General features: G+C 68.1%; 11 protein-coding genes. 9 read left to right on the forward strand and 2 right to left on the reverse strand.

All coding sequences use genetic code 11. The features are described 5' to 3' along the window. The first annotated feature begins 13 nt into the window (after positions 1-13). From ABDK56_RS10825 to fucP, 5 genes are read left to right on the forward strand one after another with little or no spacing between them, the layout of a single operon-like run. Positions 14-754 (forward strand): SDR family oxidoreductase, encoded by a 741-nt coding sequence (locus ABDK56_RS10825; protein WP_349808287.1) that lies wholly within the window; start codon positions 14-16, stop codon positions 752-754. 10 nt (positions 755-764) lie between these two features. Then, on the forward strand, positions 765-1,610 hold the full coding sequence (locus ABDK56_RS10830) for a fumarylacetoacetate hydrolase family protein (RefSeq protein ID WP_349808288.1): 846 nt from the start codon (positions 765-767) through the stop codon (positions 1,608-1,610). Then, a complete protein-coding gene (locus ABDK56_RS10835) occupies positions 1,607-2,884 on the forward strand; it encodes an L-fuconate dehydratase (RefSeq protein ID WP_349808289.1) in 1,278 nt (425 codons plus the stop codon). The genes ABDK56_RS10830 and ABDK56_RS10835 overlap by 4 nt, the downstream gene beginning before the upstream one ends. After that, positions 2,881-3,633 (forward strand): L-fucose dehydrogenase, encoded by a 753-nt coding sequence (locus tag ABDK56_RS10840; protein ID WP_349808290.1) that lies wholly within the window; start codon positions 2,881-2,883, stop codon positions 3,631-3,633. Before ABDK56_RS10835 ends, ABDK56_RS10840 begins: the two co-directional genes overlap by 4 nt. A gap of 25 nt (positions 3,634-3,658) precedes the next feature. Then, the gene (gene fucP / locus ABDK56_RS10845; RefSeq protein ID WP_349808291.1) at positions 3,659-4,924 is read left to right on the forward strand and encodes an L-fucose:H+ symporter permease; all 1,266 of its coding nucleotides are present in this window, start codon (positions 3,659-3,661) and stop codon (positions 4,922-4,924) included. A gap of 10 nt (positions 4,925-4,934) precedes the next feature. Here the strand turns inward: fucP and lldD are convergent, their stop codons facing one another. After that, entirely contained in the window at positions 4,935-6,068 is a 1,134-nt protein-coding gene (gene lldD, locus ABDK56_RS10850) for an FMN-dependent L-lactate dehydrogenase LldD (protein ID WP_349808292.1), read from the reverse strand. A 110-nt stretch (positions 6,069-6,178) separates the two neighbouring features. Here lldD and ABDK56_RS10855 point away from each other — a divergent pair, with 110 nt between their 5' ends. The 4 genes from ABDK56_RS10855 (at position 6,179) to ABDK56_RS10870 (ending at position 11,311) form a co-directional block, all read left to right on the forward strand. Then, complete coding sequence (locus ABDK56_RS10855; RefSeq protein WP_349808293.1) at positions 6,179-6,523, forward strand: L-rhamnose mutarotase; 345 nt, start codon at positions 6,179-6,181, stop codon at positions 6,521-6,523. 286 nt (positions 6,524-6,809) lie between these two features. After that, positions 6,810-9,518 carry a TonB-dependent receptor gene (locus tag ABDK56_RS10860; RefSeq protein WP_349808294.1) on the forward strand — a complete coding sequence of 903 codons (2,709 nt, stop codon included), beginning with the start codon at positions 6,810-6,812 and terminating at the stop codon, positions 9,516-9,518. A gap of 147 nt (positions 9,519-9,665) precedes the next feature. Beyond that, positions 9,666-10,451 carry an IclR family transcriptional regulator gene (locus ABDK56_RS10865; RefSeq protein ID WP_349808295.1) on the forward strand — a complete coding sequence of 262 codons (786 nt, stop codon included), beginning with the start codon at positions 9,666-9,668 and terminating at the stop codon, positions 10,449-10,451. Positions 10,452-10,465: 14 nt separating this feature from the next. Continuing rightward, positions 10,466-11,311 (forward strand): aldose epimerase family protein, encoded by an 846-nt coding sequence (locus tag ABDK56_RS10870; RefSeq protein WP_349808296.1) that lies wholly within the window; start codon positions 10,466-10,468, stop codon positions 11,309-11,311. Positions 11,312-11,317: 6 nt separating this feature from the next. On the opposite strand, the gene ABDK56_RS10875 is transcribed toward ABDK56_RS10870, so the two are convergent. Further along, on the reverse strand, positions 11,318-12,316 hold the full coding sequence (locus tag ABDK56_RS10875) for a glycoside hydrolase family 5 protein (RefSeq protein ID WP_349808297.1): 999 nt from the start codon (positions 12,314-12,316) through the stop codon (positions 11,318-11,320). Positions 12,317-12,322: the final 6 nt, after the last annotated feature.

The raw sequence follows: 12,322 nt of genomic DNA on the forward strand, positions 1-12,322 counted from the left end.
CAAGGGGAGGTTCATGCGGTTCACGTCGAAAATCGCGCTGGTCACGGCTGCGGGCAACGGCATCGGCCGAGCGCTCGCCGAGCGGCTTCGCGACGAGGGCGCGACCGTCTGGGCGCTCGACCGCGACGCGGGTGCGCTCGCCTCGATCGGCGGGGTCGAGCGGCTGGCGATGGACCTGACCGACCCGGCCGCGATCGCCGCGCTGCCAGCGCAAACCGGCCCGATCGACGTCCTCGCCAATATCGCCGGCTATGTCGCGGCCGGGTCGATCCTCGACTGCGACGAGGCCGACTGGGCGCGCTCGTTCGACCTCAACGTCACCGCGATGTACCGGCTGTGCCGGGCATTCATCCCCGCGATGCTAGAACGAGGCGGCGGCGCGATCGTCAACATGTCGTCGATCGCGTCCAGCGTGAAGGGCGTTCCCGACCGTTTCGCCTATGGCGCATCGAAGGCCGCGGTGATCGGGATGACGAAGGCGATCGCGGCCGATTTCGTCGCCAGGGGACTGCGCTGCAACTGCGTCTGCCCCGGCACGGTCGACACGCCGTCGCTGCGCGAACGCGTGTCGGCGCAGGCCGAGGCGCGCCACGAGACCGTTGAGGCGACTCGCGACGCCTTCGTCGCGCGCCAGCCGATGGGGCGGCTCGGCCGGCCCGAGGAAGTCGCCGCGCTGATCGCCTATCTCGCGAGCGACGAAGCCGCGTTCACCACCGGCTCGGTCAACGTCGTCGACGGCGGCTGGGTCAATTGAGGGGGCGGCGATGAAATTGATGCGCTGCGGCGGCAAGGGCGCGGAACGCGCGTGCATCGTCCATCCCGACGGGACCCGGCGTGCGCTCCCCGCCGTGATCGGCGACCTGGCGGGCGATCGCCTGACCCGCGCCGGGCTTGCCGAGATCGCGGCGCTCGACCTCGATTCGCTCGACATCGTCCCGGCCGCCGAGCGCATCGGCGCGTGCGTCGCGGGCAGCGGCAAGTTCGTCTGTATCGGGCTCAACTATTCGGACCACGCCGCCGAGACCGGCGCCGAGGTTCCCGCCGAACCGGTCGTGTTCGGCAAGTGGACCAGCGCGATCCAGGGCCCCGACGACGATATCGAGATCCCGGTCGGATCGAACAAGACCGACTGGGAGGTCGAGCTTGGCGTCATCATCGGCGATGCCGCGCGCAACGTGCCGGTCGAGGCGGCGCTCGACCATGTCGCGGGCTATTGCGTCGTCAACGACGTGTCCGAACGTGAATATCAGCTCGAACGCGGGGGCACCTGGGACAAGGGCAAGGGGTGCGACACCTTTGGCCCGATCGGCCCGTGGCTGGTGACCCGCGACGAGGTGCCCGACCCGCAATCGCTCCACCTGTGGCTCGAGGTCGACGGCCATCGCTTCCAGGACGGCAGCACCGCGACGATGGTCTTCACCGTCGCCGAGCTGGTGGCCTACGTCAGCCGCTTCTGCACGCTTCACCCCGGCGACATCATCTCCACCGGAACGCCCCCGGGCGTCGGGCTGGGGCAGAAGCCGCCGACCTATCTTCGCGAAGGCCAGACCGTCCGGCTCGGAATCGACGGGCTCGGCGAACAACGGCAACGGATCGTCCAGGCGCTATGACCACGATCACTTCCCTCCGGACCTTCGACCTCCGCTTCCCGACCAGCGTCGATCGCGACGGGTCGGACGCGATGAATCCCGATCCCGACTATTCGGCCGCCTATGTGATCCTCGAGACCGAGCATCCGGGGCTGTCGGGCCACGGGCTGACCTTTACCATCGGTCGCGGCACCGAGCTGTGCGTCGCCGCGATCGAGGCGATGCGCCACCTCGTCGTCGGGCTCGACCTCGACTGGATACGCGACAATCCGGGCAAGATGTGGGCGCACCTCACCGGCGACAGCCAGCTTCGCTGGGTCGGTCCCGACAAGGGGGTGATGGCGCTCGCCACCGGCGCGGTGGTGAACGCGATCTGGGACCTGTGGGCGAAGGCGGCGGGAAAGCCGGTATGGCGGCTGGTCGCCGAGATGAGCGCCGAACAGATCGTCGACGCGATCGACTTTCGCTACCTGACCGACGCGATCACGCGCGACGAGGCGCTTGCGCTGCTCCGTAGTCGCGAGGCCGGCAAGGCCGAGCGGATCGCCCGGCTCGAGGCCGAGGGCTACCCCTGTTATACCACCTCGGCGGGGTGGCTCGGCTATTCGGACGACAAGCTCCGCCGCCTCGCGCACGAAGCGGTCGGGCAAGGGTTCAACTTTCTCAAGCTCAAGGTCGGGCAGAGCCTCGACGACGATATCCGCCGGGTGACCATCGCGCGCGAGGTGATCGGCCCCGACCGGACGCTGATGATCGACGCCAACCAGGTGTGGGACGTCGACCAGGCGATCGAATGGGTCAACGCGCTGCGCTTCGCCGAGCCGTGGTTCATCGAGGAGCCGACCAGCCCCGACGACATCCTCGGCCACAAGGCGGTCCGCGAAGCGATTGCCCCGGTAAAGGTCGCGACCGGCGAGCTGTGCCAGAACCGGATCATGTTCAAGCAGTTCATGGCGAGCGGCGCGGTCGACATCGTCCAGCTCGACGCCTGCCGGGTGGGCGGGGTCAACGAAGCGCTCGCCATCCTGCTGCTCGCCGCCAGGTTCGACCTGCCGGTTTGCCCGCACGCGGGCGGGGTCGGGCTGTGCGAATATGTCCAGCACTTGTCGATGATCGACTTTATCTGCTTTTCTGGCACGATGGAGGGACGGGTCATCGAATATGTCGACCATCTGCACGAGCATTTCCTCGAGCCGTGCGTGATCCGAAACGCCGCCTACATGCCGCCCAAAAGGCCCGGCTATTCGATCGAGATGCGGCCCGAGACGCTGTACGACTTCAGGCACGTCGCGTGAATCTCGAGCTCGCCGGCAACGTCGTGATCGTGACCGGCGGAAGCTCTGGCATCGGGGCGGCGGCGATCGCCGGGCTGGCCGACGAAGGCGCGCTGCCGGTAAACGTCTGCCGCGAACCGCCGGCGGGCGAGGACCGCTCCGCACTGACGATCATCGGCGAGCTGTCCGACGACCGGCTGTGCGCCGACGCGGTCGGCCGGACGCTGGAGAAGTTCGGGCGGATCGACGGGCTGGTCAACAATGCCGGCGCCAACGACCGAGTCGGGCTCGACCGCAGCCCGGCCGACTTCCGCCGTTCGCTCGATGGCAACCTCGTCCATTATTTTGCGATGGCGCACCACGCCGCCGATGCGCTGCGCGCCAGCCGGGGCGCGATCGTCAACGTCGCGTCGAAGACCGCGCTGACCGGGCAGGGATCGACCAGCGCCTATGCCGCCGCCAAGGGCGCGATCCTCTCGCTCACCCGCGAATGGGCGGTCGACCTCGTCGCCGACGGGGTACGAGTCAACGCGGTCGTCCCGGCCGAAGTCGCGACCCCGCTGTACGAGCGCTGGCTGGGCAGCTTCCCCGATCCCGAGGCCAAGCGCGGCGCGATCACCGCGAACATCCCGCTGCACCGCGAGATGACCAGCCCGGCGCAGGTCGCCGACACCATCCTGTTCCTGCTGTCGGCGCGCGCCGGCCATACCACCGGCCAATGGCTGTTCGTCGACGGCGGCTACGTCCACCTCGACCGCGCGCTCGGCTGATCGCCTGTCGATGGAGACGCGCCCGATGACCGACCGTTCGTCCCGCCGCTTCGCCCCGGCGATCGCGCTCACCGTGTCGCTGTTCTTCCTGTGGGGGATGGCGAACAACCTCAACGACATCTTGATCGCGCAGTTCAAGAAGGCGTTCACCCTCTCCGATTTCGAAACCAGCTTCGTCCAGCAGGCCTTCTACCTCGGCTATTTCCTGTTCGCGGTTCCCGCCGCGATGGTCACGCGCGGGCGGGGGTTCAAGGCGGCGATCGTCATCGGGCTGACGCTCTACGCCGCGGGCGCGCTGCTATTCTATCCGGCGGCGCACCTCGGCCAATATGCCTATTTCCTCGTCGCGCTGTTCGTGATCGCGGCGGGGCTGGCGTTTCTCGAGACCTCGGCGAGCCCGCTGATGATCGAACTCGGCGATCCAGAGACGGCGACCCGGCGGCTCAATTTCGCGCAGGCGGCCAACCCGGTCGGCACGCTGGTCGGCGTGCTGGTCGGCAAATATTTCATCCTCTCGCACATCGCCCGCGACGATGCGGCGGTCGCGGCGATGGACCCGGCCGCGCGCGAAGCCTTCTACCGTGAATCGGTGATGGCGGTGCAGACGCCCTACCTCGTCATCGGCCTCGTAGTGCTGGCGTTCGCGCTGGCGGCGGCGCTGATCCGCTTCCCCGGCCACGCGCTGGCCGAGGCCGAAGCCGCGCCGGTGCCTTTCGCGCAGGTGTTCCGCCATCGCCACCTGCTGTTCGCGACGCTCGCCCAATTCTTTTACGTCGGCGCGCAGGTCGGGATCTGGAGCTATACGATCCGTTACGCGCAGGCCAACGTGCCCGGGCTGCTCGAACAGGACGCGTCCAACTATCTTTTCGCAAGCCTCTGCCTGTTCAGCGTCGGCCGCTTCGCGGGCACCGCGCTGATGAGCCGGATCGCCCCGCGCCGGCTGCTCGCCGGCTTCGCCGCGATCAGCCTCCTGCTCGCGCTAGCCGCGGCGCTGGTCGGGGGACGGCCGGGATTGCTGATGCTGGTCGCCGCGAGTTTCTTCATGTCGATCCAGTTCCCGACCATCTTCGCGCTCGGGATCGACGGGCTGGGGCCGCTTCGCCGCGCGGGCGCGTCGCTGCTGGTGATGGCGATCATCGGCGGCGCGGCGCTGACCGCGCTGATGGGACGCGTGTCGGACTCGGCGGGGATCGGCATGGCGATGCTGGTGCCCGCGGCGGCGTTCCTGGTGATCCTCGCGTTCGCACTCGGCGCGCGCCGAATCGACGAGGTCGCCGGCGAGAGCCGCTAGGCGGGCGTTGTCAGGCGAGGAGGCGCGAGTCGATCTCGCCGACGGTGCGCACCCCGGTCAGCGCCATCGCCACCCGCATCTCCTCGGCGATCATCGACAGCATTCGCGCAACCCCGCGCTCGCCCTCCGCGGCCAACGCATAGACCCATAGCCGGCCGAGCAGCACGCCCTTCGCGCCGAGCGCGAGCATCCGCACCACGTCGAGCCCCGAGCGGACCCCCGAGTCGGCCAGCACGGTCAGCCGGTCGCCGACCGCCTCGGCGATCGCGGGAAGCGCGGCGGCGCTCGACAGCGCGCCGTCGAGCTGGCGACCGCCATGGTTCGACACGACGATTCCGTCGGCCCCGAACGCGGCGGCGTCACGCGCGTCGGCGGGGTCGAGAACGCCCTTGATTACCAGCGGTCCGTCCCAGATCTCGCGGATCCAGTCGAGGTCGCGCCACTGGACGCTCGGATCGAAATTGGCCCCGAGCCAGCCCATGTAGTCGCCGAGCCCGCTCGCCTCGCCGAGCACCGGCGCGAGGTTGCCGAGCAGGTGCGGGCGGCCGTTCAACCCGACGTCCCACGCCCAGCCCGGGTGGCTCGCCGCCTGGAGCAGGCGACGCATGCCCGCGCCGCGCCCGGCCAGTCCCGAGCGGCGGTCGCGGTAGCGCGATCCGGGGACTGCCATGTCGACCGTGAACAGCAAGGTCGAGGCGCCGCTATCCTTCGCCGCGCCGAGTAGCTCGCGCATGAAGCCGCGGTCGCGGATGACGTAGAGCTGGAACCAGGTCCGTCCCGACGGCGCCCCGGCGGTCACTTCGCGGAGCGGGCAGAGCGACACGGTCGACAGCGAAAAGGGAATGCCCGCCGCGTGCGCCGCGCGCGCCGCCTGCACCTCGCCGCGCCGCCGGTACATGCCGGCGATCCCGACCGGGCCGAGCGCGACCGGAAGAGCAAGCGACTGGCCAAGAAACCGGGCCGACAGATCGACGTCGGACACGTCGCGAAGAACGCGTTGGCGAAGCGCGATCCGCTCGAGGTCGGCGACGTTGCGCGCGAGCGTCGACTCGGCGAAGGCGCCGCCGTCGAGATAGTCGAACAGGAAGCGCGGCAGGCGGCGCTTCGCCGCGGCGCGAAATTCGCCGGGCGCGACCGCGCTCATCGCGAAAATGCCCAGCCGCTCGCTCGATGCGTCATGGGCGATGGCTTGGCGAAGCCGCCGGGCACTGGCAAGGTGAATCGACTTTCACCGGCACGAACGACGAGACCACGATGCGACGCCATGTCCTGCTGCTCGACCTCAAGGACGACCCGGCGCTGATCGCGGAATATGAGGCGCATCATGCCGCGGGAAAGGTCTGGCCCGAGGTCGTCGATTCGATACGCCAATCGGGGATCCAGTCGATGACGATCCACCGGCTCGGCACCCGGCTGGTGATGCTGGTCGAGGCCGACGACGATTTCGATTTCGCCGCGAAGGGCGCAGCCGATTCGGCGAACCCGGTCGTGCAGCGATGGGAAGCGCTGATGGATCGTTTCCAGCAGCCGATCGCGGCCGACCCGTCGCGCGGCAAGTGGCAACGCGCGACCGAGATCTTCTCGCTCGACGCGCAATAAGCGCGGCCGCCATACCGGCCTGAAGTGCGCCGCGCCGCGGCGCCTCCCCTCCTGATCCCGCACGCCACAACAAGGGACATCGCACGTGTCGCGGGGCGCTGCCAACGCGCGCATAAAATTACGCATTTCGCGTTCCGATTTTTTATATGCAAAATCTTTTTCATGAAGCTTGCATGGCATGATTTTTAGGATTAACCCATGCGAAGGCTCGAAGATTTCGATGCCAGCGATCCGTCGCCCGGCCGCCCGCCGTCCCTCGGATCGACAACCTTGGGGGAGGCACGCGATGAATTTCAGGACCACTTTGCTGATCGGGACCGCGCTGACGCTGACGAGCGTTCCGGCGCTCGCGCAGACCGGCGGCGACACCGCCGCGCAGGCGACCGATCCGGCCAAGTCGAGCAGCGGCGACGAAGTCGTCGTCACCGGTATCCGCCGCAGCCTCCGCGATTCGGCGACGACCAAGCGCCGCGCCGATTCGATCGTCGACGTGATCAGCGCCGAAGACGTCGGCAAGATGCCCGACGCGAACGTCGCCGACTCGCTCGCCCGCCTTCCCGGCGTCACCGTCGACCGCCAGTTCGGCGAGGGCGAGCAGCTGTCGATCGCGGGGGTCGAGCCCGCGCTCAATCGGCTGACCATCGACGGCCACTCGGTCGCCTCGGCCGACTGGGGCGGCAACCCGTCCGACCGGTCGAGCCGCACCTTCAACTATTCGCTGCTTTCGCCCGCGATCATCAGCCAGGCGATCGTCTACAAGACCCCCGAGGCGCGCCTGCAGGAAGGCGCGATCGGTGCGAGCGTCGACGTCGTCACCCGCAAGCCACTCGACCTCAAGGCGAACACCGTCCGCTTCAACCTCGGCTACGACTACAACGACCGCGCCAAGCGCGGCAGCATCCGCGGCGCCGGCCTCTACAGCTGGAAGAACAGCAACGACACGATCGGCATCCTGCTCGCCGCGAACTACGACAAGGAACAGCTCAGCCGCGCGGGCGTCGCGGTTTACTGGTATCGTACCGGCGATGCGCTGCTCGCCAACGCGCCGGCGACCGCGACCTTCAACGGCAAGACCGCCGCGCAGCTCACCGATGCCGAGCGCGCCGAACTCTCCTCGTCACGCTTCGCCTCGTTCCTGGCGCGGGAATATTTCCGCCAGCAGCGCCAGCGGATCGGCTTCAACGGCGCGCTCCAGGTGCGGCCCGCCGATCATCTGACGCTGACCGGCACTGCGCTGCTGATCCGCGGCAACTACGACAACATCTCAAACTCGATCTACACCTACGGCTACGAGGGCTCGCGGCTCATCTCGGCGCAGTTCGGCGGCGGGCTGGTGACCAGCGCCACCTTCGCCGGAATCCCGGCCGGGCAGAAGGGCTCGACCGGCGAGCTCGACACCTATTACCGCCGTACGCGGATCAAGAACGACACCTATTCGCTGGCTTACCAGTACAACCCCTACGGCTGGGACATCACCGGCAACGTCGGCTACACCCGAGCCTCGGGCGGCAAGGACCCCGAATATCTGCTCGACTTCCGCACCCAGCAGGGGTTCACCGCGGGGGCCAACGGCCAGTCGACCACGGTCAACTGGGCCAACCCGGCGAGCGATGCCTCGCAATTCGTCAGCAACTATACCGCAAACGGCGGCGAGAACATCACCGCCACCGACGGCCGCACCTTCTACGGGCGCCAGATCGGCGGCATCCCGACCCAGTCGGGCTTCACCGTCGACAAGGAATGGTTCGGCGAGGCGAACGTCGCCAAGGACATCGCGGTCGGGCCGTTCGACAAGCTGCTGTTCGGCGCGCGCTACAGTGCGCACGACAACAGCAACACGACCTACAGCAACGCGATCTTCACCAACCAGGACTTCACCGTCGCCGACCTCGGCTACACGACCCGGCCAAGCAGCCTCTACGCGGGGCTGGGAACGTCGGGCAACGGGGTGCCGTTCGTCGGTCTCGACAAGGACGCGATCATCGCCACGTTGCAGAAGTACGGCAACTTCACCGACGACCGCGGCCTGTCGAAGGGCGATTACTGGCTCGTCCGCGAAAAAGTCGCAGCCGCCTATATCCAGGGCAATTTCAAGGCCGGGAAGATCCGCGGCAACATCGGCGCGCGGCTGGTCAACACCAAGGACGAATCAAACTATTACGCGCAGAGCGGTTCGATCGTCGACCTCGTCCAGTCCAACCACTCGGACACCCGCCTGCTGCCGTCGGTCAACATCGCCTATGACGCGGGGACCAACGTCGTGCTTCGCGCCTCCGCGGCGAAGGTCATGGCGCGCCCGCGCTATTCGGACCTTGCCGGCTATCTGTCGCTCGACGACACGACGCTCAGCGGCGGCGGCGGCAATCCCGACCTGAAGCCCTATCTCGCGACCAACTTCGGCCTGTCGGCGGAATGGTATTTCGCGCCGTCGAGCTATCTGGCGGGCGAAGTCTTCTACCGCGACATTTCGAACTACGTCGGCAACCAGACGGTCGATACCGAGCTGACCAACCCGATCACCGGGCAGACGCTCAACTATGCCATCTCGCGGCCGATCAACGGCGGCAAGGCGAAGGTCACCGGCTTCTCGATCTCGGGCAACGCCAACATCTACGCCGGCTTCGGCATCCAGGCGTCCTACACCTTCGCCGATGCGCAGACCCCGGCGGCGACCGGCCTGCCGTTCCTGTCGCGCAACACGGTCCAGATCTCGCCCTTCTACGAGAGCGGTCCGTTCCAGGCTCGGGTCAGCTACAACCGTCGCTCGAAATATTTCTATCGCTTCGGGCGCCAGCAGTCCGAGGATTATACCGCGGCCTACCAGCAGCTCGACGCGCAGGTGTCCTACGCGATCAACGGCAACCTCAGCCTGACCGCGGCGGCGTCGAACCTGCTCGACGAGACCTATTACCAATATTCCTCGACCCCGAACGCGCCGACCTCGATCTACAAGAACGGCCGCGTCTTCTCGCTCAGCGCCACGATCAAGATGTAGGCGCCGGGCCGACAAGTCCCTCCGACTGCCCCGCCGTCCACGTGATGGCGGGGCATTTTTTTCGAACCTTGGCGACCGCCGCATCGGACCGCCTTCTGGTCATCGACCGGCGCAGGCGATAAGGGTCGCGCAAACCAGGAGACGTTCATGGGTCGTAAGGCCGTCGGCGGTGCAAAGGGCGGCGAACTCTACCGGGCACCGGCGCTCGAAAAGGGGCTCGACGTGCTCGAGCTGCTCGCCGCCGAAAGCGAACCTTTGTCGCTCAGCGCGATCGTCCAGCGGCTCGGCCGGTCGACCGGCGAGCTGTTCCGGATGATCCAGGTGCTCGAGCGGCGCGGCATGGTCGCACAGGGCTCGGACGGCTATTCGCTGACCACGCGCCTGTTTGAGCTGGGGCTCGGGCGCCCGGTTGTGCGCAACCTGGTCGAACTGTCGCTTCCGGTGATGCGCGAGCTGACCGGCAAGATCGGCCAGTCGTGCCATCTCGTCATCCCGTCGGGCAGCAACATGGTCGTCGTCGCGCGGATGGAATCGCGCGAACAGATCGGCTTCTCGGTCCGCGTCGGTCATCATCGCCCGCTCCACCTGACCGCCTCTGGGCTGATGCTCTACGCCTTCCAATCACCCGACCTGCAGAAGAAGTGGGAAGAAGGGTTCGATCCGAAGCCCTCCAAGGCCGATCTCGCCGCCTTCCGGCAGCGCGCGAAGGAGGTCCACCGCGACGGCTATCTCCAGCAGCTCAGCAATTTCGCCGAGGGCGTCACCGACCTCGCCGCCCCGGTGCTCCGCGGCGATCATGCCGCGGCGTCGCTCAGCGTCCCGTTCGTCAAGATGAAGGTCGCGCAAATGTCGATCGAAGACGTCGGCGTCCACCTGCGCGAGGCGGCGAGCAAGCTGTCGGCCGAGCTCGTGCTCAACGACGCCCGCATCTGAGGACGGCTCGGCCGGTGAGCGGCTCCGCCCGGATCGACCTCGCCAGCGGGACGGCGCGACTGTCGCTCTCCCCGGCCAACGGCGGCACCATCCTGTCGTGGGACGTCGACGGCGTACCCGTGCTCCGCCCCTCCCCCGCCACGCCGGCAATCCTCGACACCGCCTGCTTCCCTCTCCTCCCCTTCGCCAACCGCATCGCGCGCGGCCGCTTCGCCTTCGAAGGGCGCGAGATCGTCGTTCCCGACGACCCCGTCTCGCCGCCGCACGCGCTCCACGGCGTCGGGTGGCGACGGGCGTGGACGGCGGTCGAGGTGGCCGGCGATCGCGCCGTGCTGCGGCTCGATCATGACGGGTCGGGCTGGCCGTGGCCGTTCATCGCGACCGAGGCCGTGTCGCTGTCGGACCACGGCCTTCGCATCGGCTTCGAACTGACCAATCTCGGCGAGCAGGCGATGCCCGTCGGCTTCGGGGTCCATCCCTATTTCCCGAGCGGCAACGCGACGGTCGAATTGGACGCCGACCGGCGGACCGAGATCGATGCCGACGCGCTGCCGATCGGCATGGTCGACGACGACCGCTTCCGCGGCGGCCGCCCGGTGGCGGTGTCGACCCTTCCCTTCACCGACCATTTCTACGCGACGTCGCGTCCGGCGACGCTGCGGCTGGAGACCGGGCGACGCCTGCGGATCGACGCGTCGCGGCTTGCGGGTTTCCAGCTTTATGCCCCGGTCGGCGGCGACTTTTTTTGCGTCGAGCCGCAGAGCCACCGCCCCAACGCCTTCGCCAAGGGCGACTTCGACGAGGTCGTGTCGCCGGGCGCGACCGCGCGCTGGGAGGCACGGTTCGACCTGCTCGACTGATTTCGCTCAGCGCGGCGGCAGCAGCGCGTCGCGGATCGGCACGACCCAGCCGTCTTGCTTCATGTCCCAGACGATGAAATCGCCGTCGAACTGCCAATAGGCCCAGCCAAAGCGATGCGCCTCGGCGGCGCGGGCGACGGTCGCAGTGTAGGCGACGCGAAGATCGGTCGGGGTGCCGCTGCCGTCGTACGCGCCGAACTCGCCGAGGTAGATCGACCGCCCGTGCGCCTTGGCCCACGCCGCGACCTTGTCGAAGTCGCGCGATACCACCGCGCGGTCCTCGGCGCTGCCCCACGTCACGCCGCGAAGCGTCTTGAGGTCGGTCCAGCCCGCACCCTGGTGGGTGAAGCGGAACGGCTCGTAATAGTGGAAGGTCACCATAAGGTGGCGGTCCCGTTCGGGCAGGCGCAGCAGGTCAAGGTCGGCAAGCGAGTTCCAGTGGGTCGGGCCGACGATCACGGTGCGGGTCGGGTTGGTCTTGCGGACCACCGCGAGCGCATCGGCGAGCAACGCGTTCCACGGCTCGCCGTTGAGCTTGTCGTGCGGCTCGTTGAGCAGTTCGAACGCGACCGAGGCGGGCTGCCGGCGATAGCGCGGCGCGACCTGCGCCCAGAAGGACGTCAGTTGCGCCCGGCATTGCTCGATGTCGTCCGAGCAGCGGTTGAAGTCATGCTCGTCGAGGATCACCGACAGCCCCGCCTTGCGCGCTTCGGCGACCACCCGGTCGAGCTTGCGCAGCCAGTCGGCCGATAGCTGCCCCTTGGCATCCATGTGGCGGAACGCCTGCAGATTGACCCGCACATGATCGAACCCCGCGCGGCGGATCGCGGCGAAGTGGCGCCACTGGAATCGCGGCGTGCCGCCCTCGTCCCAATAGGGATCGTAGCCGAGCACGTTGACCCCGCGCGAAAAGGAGGCGGGCGCGGCGGCGGCCGGCACGGCAGGCAGCAGCGCGGCCGCGGCGGCGAGCGCGACCCACAGGCGGTTGACGATCGAACGACGCATGACGTT

The organism is Sphingomonas sp. ASV193 (assembly GCF_040203355.1).
GTDB lineage: Bacteria > Pseudomonadota > Alphaproteobacteria > Sphingomonadales > Sphingomonadaceae > Sphingomicrobium.